At 70.8% G+C, this 19,289-nt stretch carries 13 protein-coding genes; 7 read left to right on the top strand and 6 right to left on the bottom strand.

Annotated features, from left to right (window positions below):
- Nucleotides 1-325: 325 nt before the first annotated feature.
- Nucleotides 326-1,789, bottom strand: a complete 1,464-nt coding sequence (locus tag ACWD4B_RS03195) for a Cys-Gln thioester bond-forming surface protein (RefSeq protein WP_451419151.1) — start codon at nt 1,787-1,789, stop codon at nt 326-328.
- A 299-nt stretch (nt 1,790-2,088) separates the two neighbouring features.
- Here ACWD4B_RS03195 and ACWD4B_RS03190 point away from each other — a divergent pair, with 299 nt between their 5' ends.
- The 5 genes from ACWD4B_RS03190 to ACWD4B_RS03170 all read left to right on the top strand — a co-directional run bounded on the left by ACWD4B_RS03190 (nt 2,089) and on the right by ACWD4B_RS03170 (nt 8,319).
- A complete protein-coding gene (locus tag ACWD4B_RS03190) occupies nt 2,089-3,912 on the top strand; it encodes a hypothetical protein (RefSeq protein ID WP_451419150.1) in 1,824 nt (607 codons plus the stop codon).
- A gap of 52 nt (nt 3,913-3,964) precedes the next feature.
- Entirely contained in the window at nt 3,965-4,798 is an 834-nt protein-coding gene (locus tag ACWD4B_RS03185; protein WP_451419149.1) for a T3SS effector HopA1 family protein, read from the top strand.
- Complete coding sequence (locus ACWD4B_RS03180; RefSeq protein WP_451419148.1) at nt 4,788-6,479, top strand: hypothetical protein; 1,692 nt, start codon at nt 4,788-4,790, stop codon at nt 6,477-6,479. Before ACWD4B_RS03185 ends, ACWD4B_RS03180 begins: the two co-directional genes overlap by 11 nt.
- Before the next feature lie 157 nt (nt 6,480-6,636).
- Complete coding sequence (locus ACWD4B_RS03175) at nt 6,637-7,773, top strand: NucA/NucB deoxyribonuclease domain-containing protein (protein WP_451419147.1); 1,137 nt, start codon at nt 6,637-6,639, stop codon at nt 7,771-7,773.
- 78 nt (nt 7,774-7,851) lie between these two features.
- Entirely contained in the window at nt 7,852-8,319 is a 468-nt protein-coding gene (locus ACWD4B_RS03170) for a hypothetical protein (RefSeq protein ID WP_451419146.1), read from the top strand.
- A 39-nt stretch (nt 8,320-8,358) separates the two neighbouring features.
- On the opposite strand, the gene ACWD4B_RS03165 is transcribed toward ACWD4B_RS03170, so the two are convergent.
- The 5 genes from ACWD4B_RS03165 to ACWD4B_RS03145 form a co-directional block, all read right to left on the bottom strand.
- Nucleotides 8,359-11,298: a hypothetical protein gene (locus tag ACWD4B_RS03165; protein ID WP_451419145.1), complete on the bottom strand. Its 2,940-nt coding sequence runs from the start codon at nt 11,296-11,298 to the stop codon at nt 8,359-8,361.
- A gap of 232 nt (nt 11,299-11,530) precedes the next feature.
- Nucleotides 11,531-13,339: a chitinase gene (locus ACWD4B_RS03160; protein WP_451419144.1), complete on the bottom strand. Its 1,809-nt coding sequence runs from the start codon at nt 13,337-13,339 to the stop codon at nt 11,531-11,533.
- A gap of 71 nt (nt 13,340-13,410) precedes the next feature.
- Nucleotides 13,411-14,712, bottom strand: a complete 1,302-nt coding sequence (locus ACWD4B_RS03155; protein WP_451419143.1) for a choice-of-anchor A family protein — start codon at nt 14,710-14,712, stop codon at nt 13,411-13,413.
- A gap of 426 nt (nt 14,713-15,138) precedes the next feature.
- Nucleotides 15,139-16,551 (bottom strand): sensor histidine kinase, encoded by a 1,413-nt coding sequence (locus ACWD4B_RS03150; RefSeq protein ID WP_451419142.1) that lies wholly within the window; start codon nt 16,549-16,551, stop codon nt 15,139-15,141.
- On the bottom strand, nt 16,548-17,303 hold the full coding sequence (locus ACWD4B_RS03145) for a response regulator transcription factor (protein WP_451419141.1): 756 nt from the start codon (nt 17,301-17,303) through the stop codon (nt 16,548-16,550). Before ACWD4B_RS03145 ends, ACWD4B_RS03150 begins: the two co-directional genes overlap by 4 nt.
- A gap of 103 nt (nt 17,304-17,406) precedes the next feature.
- Here ACWD4B_RS03145 and ACWD4B_RS03140 point away from each other — a divergent pair, with 103 nt between their 5' ends.
- Together ACWD4B_RS03140 and ACWD4B_RS03135 are read left to right on the top strand one after the other, a co-directional pair.
- Nucleotides 17,407-17,985 (top strand): hypothetical protein, encoded by a 579-nt coding sequence (locus ACWD4B_RS03140; protein ID WP_451419140.1) that lies wholly within the window; start codon nt 17,407-17,409, stop codon nt 17,983-17,985.
- A 149-nt stretch (nt 17,986-18,134) separates the two neighbouring features.
- Nucleotides 18,135-19,163: a hypothetical protein gene (locus ACWD4B_RS03135; RefSeq protein ID WP_451419139.1), complete on the top strand. Its 1,029-nt coding sequence runs from the start codon at nt 18,135-18,137 to the stop codon at nt 19,161-19,163.
- The last annotated feature ends 126 nt before the right edge of the window (nt 19,164-19,289 follow it).

Raw genomic sequence — 19,289 nt, 5'->3', positions numbered from 1 at the left:
ATCTCGGGCGTGCCCGCCCCGGCCGTCGGGGCCGTCGGTGACGACCCCGGGGTAGTGCGTCGGCTGCAGGCCGTCGGTGGCTGGTCGCGCAGTTCCCCGCGCCCCTGACGGGGCGCTAACACGAACCGGCGGGAAAGAACTGATGGCCCCGGCAGGGCTGCCGGGGCCATCAGTTCTTTCCGTGCAGTCAGGTCAGTGCGCGTCGGCAGGGGCCAGCGGACTTCACCACCCGTCCACGAGCAGCTCTTCCATCTGCATCTCTTCGATGGTCACCGAAGCCACCTCCCTCCGGGTCGGTCGTCGCGCAGAAGGCGGACACCCCACGTCACTTGCCCGCGCGGGCCTTTCGACGGTTGCCCAGGACGACCGCACCCGCACCGACGACCAGCAGAACCGCGGCACCGATGCCCGCCGCGACGGTGGTGGCGCTGGCTCCGGTGGTCGCGAGGTCGCCGCCGGGGGCCTTGCCGGAGCCGCCGCCCGCGGTGCCGGCGGAGGGTGAGGCGTCGGGGCTCGAAGTGGCGGGTGCTGCCGGGGCGGAGGGCTTGCCGTCGGTGCCGCCCGTGGTGCCCTGGGCGACGGTGCGGCAGTCCAGGACACCCTGGAAACGGCGCTCCTCACCGCCCGGCAGCGTCACTTTGATGTCGTAGGTCTGCTTGTCGGCGACCGGGACCGGGACGGTCACGGAGCCGCCCGCCTTGGCGGTGTGCTGCTTGCCGGCGACCGAGAAGGTGTACTCCGTGCCGCCCTTGTTGGTGGCCGTGATGTCCACGGTGCCCTTGTCGCAGTTCTGTCGCGCCTCGACGGAGGGGACGGCGGCCTTGGCGTCTGCCGACCAGTTCGCGGAGGCCGCGGCGGTGACGGTGCTGCTGGTGGAGCCGGCCAGGATCATGGTCTGGCTGGACCTGTTCTGCCCGATGCCGGTGAACACCCGTCCCACCGGGACCGTGGCGGTGGCCTCGGCGCGCAGCTTGGCGGTCCCGGCGGCGGTTCCGTCGGGCACGTCGACGTACAGGCGTGTGCCGTTGGAGGCGGTGGTGACCGCCTTGCCGTCGGCGTCAACCAGTTTGACGTCCTTCTCCCGGGAGGTCAGCCCCACGCGGACGCCGGAAGCGGAGGTGGTGACGGTGAGCGGCCCCAGCTTCTCGCCGCTCTTGCCCGAGACGGCGGGCTTGTCGAACGCGAGAGAGGCGCGGGGCTCCTGCAGGGGCTCGGCCGCCTTCTCCAGGTACTTGGCGAGCTTGTCGGCCGCCGGGTCCTTGGCGCGGGTCTCGATGTGGTCGGAGAACCGCCAGATCGCGGCCTGGGTGCCGGCGGCGGCCTGCTCCTTGGTGAGCGGCCCGGTGCCCGCCGCCTTGCCGAGTGCGGCGAGGTCCTTCAGCTGCGGGTAGGAGTTCTGCAGGATCCAGTTGATCCTTCCGGCGTCGCGGTTGTCGTGGAGCGAGCTCTGCTTCCAGGGCGTCTCCTGGTAACGGGCCTGCGGCTGGGTGGGGTTGAAGACGTCGATGCAGTACGTCTGCAGCGTGCCCGTTCCCGCGACGTCCAGGTCGAACAGGCCTGCCTGCACCTGCTCCGGGCGCCCGTTGCGCTTGAGTTCCACCGTGCCCGATGCCGCGAGGCCCTTGAGGGTCGCGGTGGCTCCGGCACTCTCGCCGGTCGGGCCGTCGTTGCCGTCCGCCGCCCCCGGCGCCGCGGCGGCGAGCACTCCTGCCGCCGCGAGCACCGTCGCGACGAGGCTCCGGCGCATGACGGCACCCGCACCAGCCTCCCGGCTGTGTGCACGGAACATGAATTGTCCTTCCGGGCGAGGCGGACGGGGGCACGCCTCGCGTTGGTCTCGATCCGACATCAGGTTCCCCGAACCGGGACGCAAGCTAGCCCGGATCCGCGGGAGTTAAAGGATCCGTAAAGTTGACTGTATGTCAGTCGATGGTTGATACCCGTTCGCCGCCGAGGAGGGAGCGGGGGCGGCCCGTCGGCCGACCGGTCAACCTCTGTTGCGGATGTGTCAACTTTCGGCTCTTCGGCGGAGGCTGCGGGCACTGCGATCGTCGTGATCACCTGCAGCGAGAATCCATGAGGGTCCACATGAAGTCAGCCATGCGTCCCTGTGCTCCCGAGCGTTCCCGGACCGCGGCCGACGGCCGCGGTCCGGCCCCCGTGCGTCGGCCGCGCCGGCTGTACCTGGGAGACCGGCAGCAGGGCGGCGGGCGTCCCGAGCCGTACTACGTGGACGCGGTCATGCTGGCGCCCGGCATCGCCTGCACCGAGGAACCGCTGGAGTCGGTGACGGGCGGCGCCGCCCAGCCGTACTGGCAGCGCCGGCACGACGGTGCGCCCGACACGTGGCTGACGACCAAGGCCCTGCAGAGGACCGTGCTGCCGGTCGCCGAGGCGCTGCGCCGGGCCCGGGGGCGGGAGAAGGATCGCCGGCCCGCAGGCGGGCTGTCCTTCACCGGGTACGCGGCGCAGCTGGTGGACCAGCTGGGGCAGGTGCCCAGTGGCAGGGCTCTGACAGCCGCGGTGCCCAAGCTGCTGCCCGTACCGACCCCCCTGGGCGGAGGGCACGACGGCGGCTTCCGCGAGCTCGATCCCGCGGGCGGGCCGCCCCGGCCCGCCGGGGACATCCGGGTGCTGATCGCCAACGCGGGCCGCGACATCCGCTCGACGGCCGTGGTGCCACAGGACGCGGAGGGGGCACGGGACGGCCGCGGCAGCTGTGCCGTCATCGGCCTGCCGTACGCCACCGTGCTCCAACTCGGCGGCGTCACCGACGCGTTCCTGTGGAGCCCCGTGGTCATGCTGGCGAGCCTGCTGTGCCACGCCACCCACATGCTGGCCGGGGCGTACGACACGTCCCCCGTCACGGTGCCGCGGACACTGACGCCGGGCGCCTTCGGCACGTACGCGACCACACGCAGCGCCGCCGTCGCGCTGGGCGACGAGACGGCGCTGCGGCACGCGCTGCTGGGCGCCTCGGGCGTCTCCTTCCTGCACGCGGACGCCTTCCTCCAACTGCCGGCCTTCGAGGCGGCCTCGCGCACCGCCCGCGCCTTCCGCGACGCCCTCCCCGCGGAGGCGGCCGGCCTGGCGAAGGCGTACGACGAGACGGCCGTGACCCGCAACACGGTGTGGCGCCTCAACGAGGCAGCCATCGCCCGGGAGTTCGGCTACGAGCCGCGCAAGAGCCACGAGCAGTCGGGGCAGCGGGACTATTCGCAGCGCACCCTGCTGGTCGAGCCGAGGGAACTGGTGAGGGACAAGAACCTGGTCGACAGCCCGTACTCGGCGTGGGTGAAGGGCAAGGTCGGCGCGCCGCACGCGTTCTCCGGACTGAAGGACTCCTGGGAGCGGTGGTGGGAGAGCGCGATGTACCTCGACTACCTGTTCACCCCCGTCAAGGCCACGGTGAACGCCGTCACGGGCGGGGCCGTTCCGGGCGTCGTGGTGAATCCGGTGAAGAACCTGTACCGGCTGGCCAACACCGGGCGCATGGTGTGCCATTACGCCGGTGCGGAGAAGCCGGCTCCGGTGGACAAGGCGCCGCTGCACGCCGCCGAGGAGACGCTCAACCACCTGCCCGTCCGCTACGACGCGCACGCGCAGGCCGTCGACACCGCCTCGGTCGACCGGCTGCTGCAGGCCGTGCGGGACGTCAAGGACGCTCAGGCCGTCGTCGCGGGCGGGCTGCCGCCCGCGTACATGCGCGAGCGGCGTCTGCGCACGCCGGGCGAGGCCGCCGGCTGGGCGGCGGAGAAGGTCGTGGTGCCGGCCGTGCTGGAGATGACGCCGTACGTGAGCACGGCCGCCACGGGCCTGCGTATCGCTGCGCCGCACGTGGTTGCGGCGGTGCCGCGCGAGCGGCGGGACGCCGCGCGCCGGCTCGTCAGAGAGGCGTACTTACGTAGCTGACGTTACGTCATTTCTCTTGCCAGCCATGCCTCATGACACCGAAAGGGCCTCCGTGACCCTCGACGTCCCTGTCCCCCACCGCTCCTCCACCCACCTGCTCACGGCGCTGAACGGCGTCGAGATCGCCGAGGACCGGCATGCCGCCTATGTCCTGGGGCACCGGATCACAGGCGGCTCGCCCGAGGAGTTCCGGCGCAGGCTCGCCGTCGCGCTGCACGCGCTCCTGCACGCCGGGCACTCCGCGCCGACGCTTCCTCCGGAGCCGCCGCGCGCCGATCCCGCGTACGAGACGGCCCTCGCCGGGGCCGTGCCGGACGGCTGCCGGATCGTGCCGGGCACCTCGCCCGGCTGGGTAACGGCGTGCGGCTCGCGGGCGCAGGAGCCGGGCGGCGAGATGCTGCGCGTGTACGTCCACCTCACGGATCCGGTGCTCGCGCCGACGGTCTGGGGTTCCGTCCTTCGGGCGCTGGAGGCGGAAGCGGGCGTGCCGTTCGGCGTCCGGGTCCTCGCGGATCCCGGCCACCTTCCGCGGCGGGATGCGTTGACGGTCCGGCTGTCCGCCGCAGACCGGCACGCCGCCGGTGCCGTCGCGGCGGCCCTGTGGGGACTGCCCGGGGTCGGTGCCTCGGTGTCCCGGTTCGCGGAGCCGCTCGGGGCGGGGGTGGCGGCGGCTTGGGAACCCGCGGGGCCCCGGCCGGACTTCGGCCGGCACCGGGCGGAGGTGGTGGCGGAGGCGCTGGGGACTGCACCCGTGGGTGCCGATCTGCCGCATGTCCTGGCGCGGGCGTGCCGCCGGGCGGACATCGACCCGACGGCTCTTGCGCGCAATCTGTCTTCACCGTCCAACGAACCGTCCCTCGAAAGGACCGGCGTCCGTGACGCATGAGTTGTTGCCGAAGCCGAAGCCGAAGCAATCGTCCGCGGTGCCGTCGCGGACGGCCGCCGGGCCGCAGGCCGGTGCGGCCTCCGCCACTCCCGTGTCAGCGTCGCTGGCGGACCTACAGTTGCGTCAACTGGCCCGGGCCGCGGTCAAGAAGGAGCGGCACGCGGAGGAGCGGGAGCGCCGGCGCGCGGCCCGGTCGGCGCCGCGGCGCTGGGTGGACGCGCTGCTGGAGCGGGTGCGGCGAGGGCTGGGGATATCGGATCCCCCGCGGGAGGCGGGTCCGCTGCCCGGTGGGGAGATCGGGCGGATGCTCGCGCTGGACGACGCGCAGGCGGCCGACCCGGCGGCCGCGGTACGGGCGGGGCTGCTCAAGGCCGTGGCAGCGCAGGGCGGCGTGGAGGCGTACCGGACGGCGGCCGAGGGGCGTGCGGCCGGCTGGCGCACCGAGGCGCGTGAACGCGACCACGACAAGGGGCTGTTGGAGTACTTGCCGCCGGGGCTGCAGCCGCGGCGTGCCCGTGTCGCGCGGCGCAGGCGCAAGGCGGACGTGGAGCATCTGGGCCGCCTCGCCGACCAGTTGACGGCGACGCTGCCGCAGCTGGACACGCTGACGGACGACGAGAAGGACTACGTGGCGGGCTCGGCCGTCGCGGCCGCTGCCCGGCAGGCGGTGGGTGCGGGGACGGGCCTCGACCTGGCGGGCCACTCCGTCGAGGCCGTCCGTGCGGCCGAACGTCTGCTGGCCAAGGCGGCGGGCGCCACGTCCGGGAAGGCGGAGGCCGCACAGGCCGGTGCCGTGCACGGGGCCGTCCGGGACTGGCTGCACGAGCGCGAGGCCCGGGCCTTCGCCGCGTCCCTGGCCGGCGTGCCGGAGCAGGAGCTCGCCGCGCACGTGGAGCGGCTGGCGGGGTTGCGGGATGATCCGCTGTCGCGGCGCCTGTGGGAGACGGCGGTGGGCTGCCGGGCCCAGCACGCCGCCGCACGCTCCGGCGACGTCCAGGAGTTCCTGGTGCGTCACCAGGACCGGCTGGCGCGCAAGCGGGCCGCGATGCCGCTGCGGGTGTTCCACCGGGGCAGCGCGGGCAGGAAGCTGGAGCAGCTGGAGGCCGAGGCCCTGTTCCTCACCGGTCGGGACAACCTGCGCACGGTCTTCGCGCTGCAGTATCTGCTGCCGTTCACCGGTGCGCACGCGCTGGAGACCCAGCAGAAGCTGGCCGCGGAGCTGCCGGACTTCCTGCGGGCCCGGATCGCCGACGTGCACGGCTTCCATCCGGAGGAGCGGCTGGAGGAGTTGCTGTCGCGGGTGGAGGACGAGAAACGCATCCGCACGGTGCGGGACATGATCCCGGGCCGGGGCCGGGACGGTGCGAACGCCCTGTTCCGGGAGGAGCAGGCAAAGCACCTGGCGCAGGCGGAGGAGTTCACGCGGGCCGTGCGGAAGGCAGAGAGGGCCCGTACCCGCGGAGGCCTTCTGTCCCTCGCCTCGTGCTTCGGCGGGGGCGTCCCGGACGACGAGTTCGACGCCTTCCGCAAACAGGGGCAGGACCTGGCCAAGCAGGCGTCCGGCCTGGCGGCGGACTATGCGGCCTACGAGCGCGTGCTCAACACCCCGGCCTATGCGGGGCGGTTCGCCCCTGCCGAGCACGTCCACGTCTGGAAGGAACGGCTCGGGGCCGGCAGCTGATCACGCACCGGCCGCGGGCGTTCCGGTCGTGGGCGACCGGCGGGGGACGCGTGACGTTCTCGACCATGGTTTCCCTATCGCGTTGACGCCCCGCCAGGACAGTTTGAGCATGAGCAGGTCAATTTCGCGGAACCAGCGGAAAGGACCTCACACCAGCATGGGCAAGAGAGCAACAACCACCCGACTGCGCCAGTTGGTTGCCGTAATCGGCGCCGCACTGCTGATACCGCTCGGCGTCAGCAGCACCGCCTCCGCCGCGCCGGCCGGCTCCGGCGGCGGCCACAGGGCCATCGAACTCGGCTCGCCGGAGCCGCTGCGCACCGTGACGAAGACCGACGCGGCCGCCGCCGGCGATCTGGACTGCCGGCCGGGCGAGTCCGTCCTCACCCGCACCCAGTCCTGCTCGTACCGGAGAATTCCGGTCGAGTACACCGTCGACAAGGTGCCGGAAGGCACCGCCACCCTGTGGGCCAAGTCCACCGCAACGCTGGATCCGCGCAACCGGTACGCCTGGCACCAGACGGTCACTCTGCGCCTGACCGACCCCACCACGTGGGCCGGGTTCGCCACGAACGGCTCGGTGGGCTTCGACTGCGGCCACTGCCAGGTGCCCGCATCCGGCGAGCGCTACCTGTTCCCGGGCCTCACCGTCACCTACCAGTTCACCGTGACCTCGCCGGGCCGCGCCCTGGTGAGCGACAGCATCCGCCCGTACGCCACACTGTCGGCGCCCCGGCACGACAAGGGCTCGGCCGTCATCGGCTCGACGTTCCGGCCGCGGTGCGACAACACCCCGCGGATCACTCCGCAGACCACCGGCGGCTGCGTCTACCCGGACGTGCCCGCGCTGTACAAGATCGACGTGACCAACGCACGTGTGGCCGCGGTCGGCTGGCACGTGCTGTGGGCGCAGCGGAACCTGAAGCACCCGTGGGGCGTGGTGAACAGCCGCTACCCGCTGCACCGCACCTTCGACACCACGCTGCAGCGGAACAACCGTGACGTGGCCTGCGGCACCGGCGTGCACCGCCCGCCGAACCGGCCCGATCTGTCCTGCGACGAGTATCCCTTTGCCCAGACGTACGAGGGTGCCAGCCGGAACCCTGACTACAGCTGCCACTTCCTGAACGCTCAGGCCAACTCGCGTGAGGGTTCGGTGCGCAAGGCCGATCTGAACGGGCAACGTGTGCTGGAGAACGACGCGTTCTATGTGCAGGTCGTCAACGTGCCGAAGGCGAAGCCGAACCTCGGCGAGGCGGGCCCGTACGGCCCCGTCGGCTGCGGTCACGACTGACCGGCTCACCGCAGGAGGGTCGCACCCACCAAGGGGTGCGGCCCTCCGTCGTCGACGCGTTCATGAAAAGGTGACGTCATGCCCTCTCTGATCCGCCAAACCTTCGCAACCGTGGTCGTGGACGCCTCCACGGTCGATCTGGCCGGGGACGAACTGGTGGTGGAGTTCGAGCCGGAGTGGACCGGCAACGGCCTGGTCGAGGCCGACCCGGCGGGGGACGGCGCCCGCATCCTGTGCGGGCAGGAGATCGGCACCGTCGCCGTCACCGCCCAGCTGTGGGACGGCGCGCCGCCCCCGGCCGACGACCTCGACACCTGGCAGGACGCCGCCGAGGTCTCCGTCGCATGGCGTTCGCCGTTCATCGACTTCGGCACGACCGGCGAGGGCGACGACCCCGCGCACCGCCTCGGCCTGCCCGGCCCGGGAACCTACCGGCTGCGGGTGCACGGGCGGCACCGCGACGACGGCGATCCCCGGGGGGACGACGAGCCGATGGAGGAATACCTGATCCAGGTCTGGAACGTCGGTCGCACACCGCAGAGTTGATCACTGCCCTCGTCCGTCACGGGCGGCGCGCGACACGCTTCACGTGCGTGCCGCGCTCTTGGCCGTGCGATACCAGTCGGGGGAGCTGAGAAGGGTGCTGTCGGGCATGTAATCGAGGGGGTCGAGTCCGGTGACGGAGCCGAACTCGCCCGTCGCTCCGCTGGCGGTCCTGAAGTCCTGGTACTTGATGAGCTTGCGTGTGGTGCTGTCCGCGTACTTCTTGGCCCAGTTCGCCTCCAGGTCGACGATGGGACCGTCGAGCCCCCGCATGCCCTTGTTGCCGAACTGTCCGGCGGACAGGTCGAACACCCAGCGTTGGCTGTTGCGCTCGCCGAGAACGACGTAGTGGTTGGCGTAGGTGCGCTGGTCAACGTTGTCCCAGATTCCCATGCCCCGGAACTTGATGTTGGTGTAGCCGTTGTTGCGCATGTACGAGGCGACGGGGTTCATCAGCGCCTCGCACTTGCCCGCCGGATTCTCGATCAGCTGGCCGATGGTCTTGCCGCTGATACCCGAGCTGTAATTCAGGACTCCTGTACGGGCGTTGTTCTGGAGGGCGGCCTCCTCGGCGTTCAGGGCGGTGGAGGTGACACCCGAGCGTCCTGTCTCGATACGGAACTCCGGCGCGCTCGTGTCCGCATACACCCTCACCCGCCGGCCGTCCGAGAGCCGGATTCCATCGTCCGCGAAGTTCAGGACGTCATCGCCGATCATGTTCATTTTGGTGAATCCCGGCGACAGGGACCCCTTCAGGCCCGCGTTGTTGATCCCCGCCATCTGCCCGTCGCCCATGCTCAGCATGGCGTGGATCATCTTTCTCTGTCCGCCTTCCTGCACCACGAAGGCAACCCGGTGGCCCGGCCCGAGCCGGGTCAGGCTCTGGGCATTCTTGATCTCCTTGCCCGCGCCGCCGAGGAAAGCACGGAAGTTCGTCGCCCGGGTGGCCCCGAGGGCCAGCGCTTCCTGCCTGGTGATGATCCCGGCCATCTCCTGCAACCTGATGACGGCATCCCAGCACACGGCCCCGCCCTTCGCCATGGTGCGCGTGAACGCCGCGCTGTCGGCGCCGGCCGCGGCGATCCTGGCGGCCCGTGCCCGGGGCGGCAGCTTCAGCAGCGCCACCTTGTTCCGCGCCGCTCTCATGGTGTTGCGCACTGTGTGCGCGGCGGCCGAGGCGCTGTGCCGGTGGACGGACAGACCCTTCAACGCCTTTCCCGCGAAGGCGAGATCGAGGACGGCACCGCCCACCGCCAGCATTCTGCCGAGCTCGGCATCCTCCATGGCCTGGCGGTAGACGTCGCCGCGGTCGGCGTTGTCCGCGATGGTCTCGTCGTAGTGGGCCGAGGCGAATCCGAAGCCCACCCCGGCGCCCAGGGACACCGCGGCCCCGACGCCGCCCGCCGCCCCGACCGTCACGGGAATGGTGACCAGGCTCAGCGCGATCATGAGGTCGCGCTTGAACATGGCGTCGTGATCCGCTTCGTGCTCGGCCGCCGTGTAGACCAGGCCGTCGAGGTTGGACATGACCCTGCTCTTGGCGACCTGCCAGAGTTCGTGGTGCGTGGAGCCCGACTGCCGGAAGGACAGCCGGGGGACGACGGGTTGAGGCTGCGTGTAGGTCCATGGGGCCTGATAGGTCCGTACGGCCTTGATCGGTTTGAAGTCCGAGGACCGTGCCGCATCGTTCTCGAATCGCGACAGATGCTTGCGTATGAAGTTCTCGTAGGCGCTCGATTCGTCTTTGGTCCTCCACAGGTAGTGCTCGCCCGTTTCGACCGACACGAGCAACTGGTGATCCCCGTGGCCGACGGCGACCACGCCGGGAACCACCTTGTCCCGGAACACCACCAGGCTCTCCTTGCGTTCCCCGGAGAGCCACGCCGCCGCGAGCAGTTTGGCGAGGTGCCCCGAGTCGGCGAAGATCCGCGCCATGGCGCCCCTGAGCCGGTTCTGCGAGAATTCCGTGAACGACTTCTTGAACTCCTCGCTCCCGAGGAGGCTTTCGGCGTCCGCCGCTGCCCGTGCGGCGATTCCCGCCCGGACCTGTCTGCCCTTGAGGGCATCCGCGAGCGGCTGCGGCATGCCCGTCGGAGGAATGAGGTCGACGGCGCCGCGTGTCCCCATCACCTGGGGGTTCTTGCGCTGCGGCTCGCCGAGTGCGAGCTCTCTCGTGGTGACCGTCCACCGGATGTCGAACCGACCGCCGTTCATCAACAGGGTGTCGGGCCGCAGAGCGGGCTTGGCCACGGCGGTCCACAGACCGTCGAGGTCCACGGTCTTGGCGGCGGCCGAGCCGCTCACCTTCTCCAGGACCTCCCTGGTGATCGTGTCCAGGTACTCCTGGCGCGCGGTCTCCCTCCTCTCCAGGGAGTCGGCGCCCCGCGCCAATCCCCTGAAGACCGTGTCCGTGCCACCGGTCCAGTCCTCGGCCTGGGCATCGGTCAGGGAACCCAGGGAGCCGTCGTGGCCCGCCACCGCGGACCGCCGCTGCCGGGAGCGTACGGGTGCCGCGTCCGCGCCCGGCACCCGCAGGGGATCCCACTCCGGTGTCCAGTCCCACACAGCCTGTGCAGTGCCGGCGAGCCAGGTCCCCACACCCTGCCCGGAGGGAGCGGACCCCTGCCGGAGCCGGGTGTCCGCTGCCGCAACGGGGTCGAGCGCTGTCGGTTCCGTCGAGTCGTCCGGTGTTCTCCCGTCGCCCGAGAACACCGGACGTCCCGGTCCGTCGATCCGCGGCGGCCGGGCATCGGGGGCCGTCAGCCTGTCGAGGCTGCCGATGCCGTTGCCCTGTGCCCACAGGATGAGCAGCAACTGCTGCCCGTATGTCAGCCCGCGCTGCGGGGTATGCCGGGCGTTCCTCATCATCTGCTGCGTGAGGCGCCTGTCCCGTTTGCGTTCCGAGCGCTTGCCGCCCCTCGCGCCGCCGGGTTGTCCCTTCAGATTCCGGTACTGGTCCCGGTGGCTGTACTCCTGAGGCATGCGTGTCCCAGCGTGTGTGTCAAGGGCCGCCCGGTCGCGGGCAGCCCTGAGGGCGTTCTTGATCAAGGCGAAGGTACCGATGGCACGGCAGGAACCGCCGTACATCGGCTGTCGACAAAAGTTGGACAAAAGTTGACATCTAGCCTTACCCAATGGGGCTCGGCCCGAGCCACGAGGTGCCCATGCCATGGAGCAGAGGCACCTCTCGGCATCAAGTCACCTCGGAGAAGGGCTACTTGCCCACAGTCCACTCCTTGGTGTACTGGGCGACAGCCTTGGAGAAGTCGTACTTCTGCTGCTTGGTGCCACTGCACGTGGGCTCGAAGCTCACGGCCCCGTTCCTGCACTCCTGGTCACGGCCGACGGACCACATGGAGAGCATCCCGATGTTCTTGTCGGCGGCGAACTTCTCGATCTTCTTCATGTCGGTGACGGTGACGACGCCCTTGTCCCCGGCACCCTGCCCGCCGTCGCCGTTGTTCTTGCCGATGTTGGGTGTGATGCCGACCATGCGCCACAGCTCGGCATCGGACTTGTCCGGGAAGAAGTCCTTGAGCTGCCGGTGGAGATGTTCCCCGGCCATGATGACGGCGTCGCCGTACTTGCCCATGTCGGGGACGGACTGGCCCATCATCATGGCCATCACGTTGACGACGTCGACCTTCGTACCCGCGTCGGTGAAAGACTTGAGCACGTTCTTGCCGTCCTGGACCAGGCCGGTGGCCAGGCTGGGGAGGGTGAGGGAGACGTGCAGTGCCTTGCCGTTCCTCTTCGCGTTGTCCTGGAGGATCTTCACGGCTTCGGCACGCCGCTTGTTGGCGGCGGTGTTCGTCTGGACGGATCCCTCGACATCGAAGTCGATCTTGTTGATGTCGTAGCGGTCGATGATGCCCTGGTAGGCCTTCGCCAGCTCCTGGGCGGACTTGTGGTCGACCGCGAGCTCGTGGCCGTTCTCGCCGCCGAACGAGACGGCGACGTCGCCACCGGTCCTGCGCAGTTCGGCGATCTGCCGGGCCATGTGCTGGGTCGGCGTGAGGGAGTCGCTGCCCCAGCGCGGCAGGCCCTTGCCCTGGGTGTCGCCGACGACGAAGCCGAGGACGAACTGCTTGATGCCGGTGTCCTTGGAGATCTGTGCGAGGTCCGGTGTCGGGTAGGCGGCTGCGTCGACGAAGGGGCTGGCACCGCGCCAGGCCGCGGCCGGCCTGCCCGCGTCGACCGGGGGGCGGCCGTCGGGGCCGGGCTGGGTGGTGGCGACGGAGATCTTCGCGGAGGCACCGGCCTTCAGCGGTCCCTTGCCCGTCAGGAGCAGGCGCTTGAGCTCCTTCTGCGCCGTGGCCGAGGCGTCGCCCCAGGAGTCACCGGGCTGGAGCCAGGCTTCGAGGCCGTAGGCGGCGGACCAGGAGGGGAGATCACGGGTACCGGTGTTGGTGACGGTGAAGTCGAGCTGACCGGAGGTGCCCCAGTCCTTGAACTCCGCGCTCAGCTTCATGGCCTTGTCGGACACCCACGTCTCACCGGGCTTCATCCCTCCCGGATCGGGCGTGGGCGGCTTCGTCGGGTCCGGGGTGGGAGTCTTGCTGGGGTCCGGGGTCGGCGGCCTGCTCGGGTCGGGGTCGGGCGTCGGTGTGCTGCCGCCTTCCTTCCAGGAGGCGCCCTGGACGTCGACGGGCTGGCCGTCGAGCGTGAAGCCGGTCAGCTCGTACGTGCTCTGCTTGCCCGCGAGGTCGACGCCGAAGGTGAACTCGCCGCCCTGGTAGGTGTCCGCGGTGACCGTCACGTGCTTGCCGGAGATGCTGGTCCTGCCCGTGTAGATCTGGGGGACCGCACCGTTCGGGACGTCGAACTCCAGCTTCCAGCCGGGCTTGGCACCGGGGATCGTGACGCTGCCGCTGAGCCACCACTTGGTGCCGGTGAGCTTGACCTGCACCGCCTGGGCGGAGGAGGCATCGGTGAAGGCGTCGGTGGCGAAGACCGTGGCGGGGACGAGGAGTCCGCAGGTCACCACGCCGGTGGCGACGGCTATGGCCGTGCGCTTGCGCATCTGCATGTGCTGGTGTCGCTTTCGGGTGCGAGGGGTTGGGTTGAGGTGGGGTGGAGTGGTTCGGGCGGGGGTCAGCGGCGGGAGGCCCGCCGACGCAGAGCCGCCACGCTCACGCAGGCGGCGCCGAGGGTGGTGACCGCGAGGGCGAGCAGTACGAGCGTGGTGCTCTGCCCGCCGCCGGTGGCGGCGAGATTCCCGTGTGCCGGGGAGGCGGAGGGGCTCGGTCCGGAGGGAGCATCGGACTGCGTGCGGTTCCCGGACTCCGAGGACCCGGCGGGGGGCTGCGGCCGGCGGTGCTGTGCCGGGCTCGACGCGGAGGCCGGCGGGGTCGGCCGGCCGGACGTACCGGACTTCTCCGGAGCAGGAGCAGGAGCGGCCGAACCGCCGCCCCCGGCACCGGGCAGACAGCCGGAGAAGGGCATCCGGTGCGTCTCCGCGCCCGGCACGGACGTCAACTCCCTGGCGATGACGGCTCCGTCGACGTGGCCGGGCCCCGTCGAACGGCCGCCGAGCTCGACAGCCGCGTCGGGGGCGAGGATCGTGCCCGGCCAGGACGCCTCGTTCTTCTTCAGCGACGTGGCCTGCGGAAAGTTCCACAGCAGCCCGGAACGGATCTCCTTGAACTTCGCCGAACCGGCCCCGTAGTCGTCGAGGACGAACTTCTGCGTCTGCGGGTCCCAGATCTCCACGCCGTGCAGGGAGGCGGCACCCATGTCGTACGACCTGCCGAGCACGTTGACCAGGGTGGTGGAGCCCGAGGGCACCTTGAGGGAGATACGGGATACCTTCTGCAGATCGGCGGCCCGGACGGTGAAGACGTTGAGGCGCTCGTCCTTGCCGGTGAGCTGCACGGCCTTGCCGCCCTCGGACGGGGTCACCGTGCCGTTGGCCTGCTGGGCCGCCCAGGACACGGAGGAGGCGCGCAGCGCGGTGAACTCCTTGCGGAAGTCGACGGGCGAGGCCCCCTTGGCGTGCGGCCCGTCGACCGCGAAGCCGCCGGGACGGCTGGCGTCCTTCAGCTTGCCGTAGACGCCCGCACCCTTGGAGATCACGACCTGATTGGCCGTCAACTGTCCGTCGACGACGAGGGACTTGCCGCCGGGCAGGGCCGCCAGGTCCTTGGCGGAGAGCTTGCTGCCGACGGAGAAGCCCTGCCCGCTGCCGCCGTCGCCGAAGCGAGCGTCGCCGCCGACGGCCACCGCGCCCTCGGTGTCGGCATACCGGGTGGCGTCGCCCTCCACGAATTCGGCGTACTTCGCGGCTTCTCCGAGGGGGTTGCTGCCGCACTGCGGATCCGCTGCCGCCGGCGCGGCAGGCGCCAGGGCGAGCGAGGCGACGGCACCGGCGGTGGCGAGGACAGCGGACGTGCGCATACGGCAACTCCCGGTCGAGCAGGGCGAGTAGGGGGGTGGGGATGGTGATGGGAAAGACCTTTCATCACCCTTGATCACGACGTCAATCCGCCCGATTCCCATGAATTCGGGCAAATTTCCATTAAATTCCTTAAGTGGACCTTATGGAGTGACGCACTTCACCCGGCGGACTGTCGGGGGCACGAACGGTGGCCCCCGTCCCGCCTCCCAGGGCCTGTCCGGCGGATCTTCACGCCCTGAAGGGGCGCGGGGAACTGCGCGACAAGCCACGACGCGCCCGCAGTCGAAGTACTCGGGGCTTCGCCCCGGCCTCCTGGGGTCGTGCGTCGGCCGCAGGCCGCCGGTGGCCGGTCGCGCCCACGCGGCGGAGCAGCACATGTGACGGCACCGCGCCCCTGACGGGCGCGAAGATCCGCCGGACAGGCCCTAGCGAGGTCCCCCCGTCCGCGTCCGCACACCACGGCGGCCGCGCGGGGCACGGGTAAGATGGGAACGGCGGCTTCCCCGGGAGGTGTTCGCATCGCGGGGAATGCGCATGCTGATCTCCGTGCCGCCGAGGACGGAGCGGCCGATGGAGATGTCCCCGCCGGCCGACTCGGCGAGGCGGCGGACGATGTCGAGGCCGAGACCCGTGGAGCCGTGACGAGCGCCGTCGTTGCCGCGTCGCAGGGCCGTTTCCGGTTCGGCGATGCCTTCACCCGCGTCGGAGACCAGCAGGATGGCGCTGTCCTCGCCCCGGTGCACATCGACCGCGAAGGCGGTGCCCGGCGGGGTGTGCCGGAAGACGTTGCCGAGCATCACGTCGAGCGCGGAAGCCAGTTCGGCGCGGGGCACGGGCAGCTGCACGGGCTCCGCGACTCCCGCCAGCCGGGTCTCGCGCTCCTCGTCCTCGGCCAGCACGGACCAGAACTCCATGCGTTCACGGACCACTTCGGCCGCGTCGCAGCCCGTGATCTCCACGGCCGGCCCCTGGGTCCGGGGCCGGTGTTCGCGTGCGGTGCGGATGATCGTGTCGACCTCGTGCTCCAGCTGCTCCACGGCTGCCCTGGTCTGTTCGGCGGCCGGTCCCCCGCCCAGGGATGCCGCGTTCAGACGCAGTACGGTCAGCGGGGTGCGCAGCCGGTGGGAGAGATCGGCCGCCAGCTCGCGCTCGCTCTCCAGCAGTTCCACGACCTGGCCCGCCATGGAGTTGAACGCCACGGCCGCGGAGCGCAGTTCTGCCGGCCCTTCTTCCCGCACGCGTTCGCCGAGCCTGCCCTCGCCCAGGCTCCGCGCGGCGCGCGCGAGCCGCTCGGCCGACCGGACCAGACGGCGGCCGAGCCGGTCGGCGACGGCCACGGCGCCGACGAGCAGGGCGCCCGCGACACCGGCGAGCACCAGCCAGGCGGTGCGCACGCCCGCTCCGGTCTCGCCCTTGGGCACGAACACCTCGACGACGGCCATCCGCCCGGCTTCCAGGGCGATGGGCTGAAGGACCGCCCAGCCGCCCTTCACAGCCGCCCGTGACAACTGCCCGTGGTGACAGGCTGTTCGGACGTCCTCGGCACGGGCCCGGCTCTCGCCCAGATCCTGGGTGCCGCCGGGCGTGCCCGGACGGCCGGGCAGATGCACCGCCATGCGCCGCTGGGCGCCGGACCGGGTGGAGGCGATCGCCCGCTCCAGCTGCTGCCGGTCGGTGGTGACGGTGAGGACGGGGCCGATCGTGGCGGCCTGCCGTTCGGCGTTGGTGAACGCCTTGTTGCGAGCCATGTCCTTCACGGCGGCGCCCAAGGGCACAGCGAACGCGGCCACGACCATGACGGTCACGGCCAGGCAGACGCGTATCAGTGCCCACCTCACGGACCGTGGACCGCCGTGCCCGCGGGGAGGGCCGGCGGTTCGAGCTTGATGCCCACGCCCCGGACAGTGTGCAGATAGCGCGGCCGGGCGGCCGTCTCGCCGAGTTTCCGGCGCAGCCAGGACAGATGGACATCGACGGTCTGGTCGTCGCCGTACGCCTGCTGCCACACCTCGCTCAGCAGGGTGCGGCGGGAGACCACCACGCCGGGCCGCCGGGCGAGGAAGGCCAGCAGGTCGAATTCGCGGCGGGTCAGGTCGAGGACGTTCCCGTCGAGCGCCGCTTTCCGGCGCGAGACGTCGATGCTGAGGCCACCGACGCGGACCGGCCCGTCGTACGGCCCGTTCCCGCCGCCGCGGGGCGGTGGCGTGTATTGCGTACGGCGCAGCACGGCGCCGAGACGCGCGGAAAGCTGCTCCACCGAGAAGGGTTTGGTGAGATAGTCGTCGGCACCGCTGTTGAGCAGCCGGACGATTTCGGCCTCGTCGTCGCGCGCGGTCGCGATGATCACGGGAATGTCGGTGACGCCTCGCATCATCTTCAGCGCCTCGGCCCCGTCGAGGTCGGGCAGGCCCAGGTCGAGAATGACGACGTCCAGGAATTGGGCAGCCACTTCCCGTAGCGCCTCCAGTGCCGTGCCGACGCCGCGAACCGCGTGGTGTGCTTCGGAGAGATGACGGATGAGTGCCGAGCGCACCGCCGGATCGTCTTCGACTACGAGCACGCTTGCCATGGCCGGAAGTGTACGGCACATTTCACCGGTGACGTTCGGCTGCAACCGCGGTGGGTGAATGCTCAATTCACTGCCGAGGGCGACGGATTACCTGCGGTCACAGCAGGGTGGATATTCTGGTGGAATGCGACGAGGATTCCTGCGCGGTTCGGCCTGGCTGCTGGCCATGGGGGCTGCTGTCGCCGTGTCCTGGTGGGGCATCCGCGGGGTGATGTCGGAGACGCTGGGAGATCCGCCGCACGCACTGGTCATCGACGGGAAGGACACGTCCTCGGAGGAGGACGCCCACGCGCCGGGCACACCGCCCGCCGCCCCGGGGCCGTCCCCTTCGGCCGCCCCGCCGTCCCTCGACCGCTCGACAGACCCCTCCCCGCGCATGCCGGGTGGCAGTGGCCCGGGCTCTCCCTCCCGAACTCCTGGTTCCGGTACGTCGCCCCGCACCTCCCCCGCACCGCCGAGCCAGGGGGCGCAGGGCGGTACCGTCAAACCCGTGGACGTCGCCGGCGGCCACGTCGTCTTCGGCATCGGCTCCTCTTCGGCGACGCTCGTCTCCGCGACGCCGGCCGCCGGCTGGCAGATGCAGACGTGGGACCAGAGCGCTCAGGGATGGATCCGGGTGACCTTCACCAAGGGGTCGCGGGAGGTCTCGGTGTTCTGCACGTGGCACGACCATCCGCCGATGGTCGAGACTCAGGGGGAGTAACACCCGCCCGCTCCGGAGCAATACGGGAGGCGGGAGGCACCGGGCGAACAGCAGCCGCACCGACAAGGGACTTTCGACCCGGTCCTTGTGGATGATGTCGTGTCAGGCTTCGGACGACCCACCGGATCGCAATCATGAGGCGGTACCTCATGCCCGAAAGCGGACTCGTCACTCAGCTGCACAGGAATCAGCCCAACCGGCGGCCCGTCCGGTCCTCCGGTTTCACACCCCCGTCCGCACCGCTCACCCACGCTCCGGCCGCAGCGCCGGCGCACGGCGCCGGCGGGCTCTTCGCCGGACAGCAGGAGAAAATCCGCCGCCGCCACCACGAGGCCCGGTTCGCCGCACTGCGCAGCAAAGGCGCACACATCGTGGAGGCGATGGGCGAGCCGCTGCCGACGGGCAGTCAGGTGCTGCGGCTGGGGATGGCCCCGACCCTCTTCGAGATGGTGCACGCCGCTCTGCCGCACCCCCTGCAGAGCAGGAAGAACTACGAAGTCCTCGCCCAGGAGCTCACCGGCGAGCGGCTGGCAAAGCACGGCGCGAGCTTCATCGGCGCAGGGGAACACGTGCTGCCGCAGCTGGAGGGCAGCAACGCGACGTGGCACTACCGGTGCCGGGTGCGGGTGTCGCTGGCCCTGGCGGACAAGCCGTCCCGTAGCACCCCGATAGCGGCGGGCATGAGCCACTCCAGCACGGCCAACAGCGCGCTGACGTACAGTCACGGCCTCACCACCGGTGCCACGTTCTCCGCCGGGGGCATCGCCGGCACACAGATGGGCCTGCTGCAGCCCGGCGGCACCGGCTCCGCCACGGTCGGGTACAAACACGAGACCGCGAAGGGCTTCAGCCGGACCCTCGGGCACGACCGCTCCGACACCTTCACCTACCCCGAAGGCGCCACGGTCATCGACACCCGGGCCCGGCTGAGCATCAGGATCGACTGGGACAAGCGGTCCCGGACCCTGGCCCTGTGGGCCCGGGGCCAGAACCACAAGGAGCTCACGATGGACGGGCTGGGCTGGTCCAGCTCCGACGGCACGAGCGCGCAACTCCTCGATTTCGCCGAGATCTTCAGCAACGTGCCGGTCACGTACGCGGTACCCAGCGCGCTTTCGGGGCCGAGCGTCGCGGAAGCGGGCACGAACACCCGCTCCGAGGGCGAGATCTGGGTCTGACAAGACCCCGGGCCGACCGAACTCCGGCCGGGGTGCGGACTCTCCTGTCACCAAAAGTTGATCCCGCCCTGGCCGTCGGTTGACAAATTCGCCGACAACTCCCTTTGTGCGCCGATTTGTTTGACA

The organism is Streptomyces sp. NPDC002536 (genome assembly GCF_053594995.1).
This window is presented reverse-complemented; position numbering and strand designations above follow the sequence as displayed.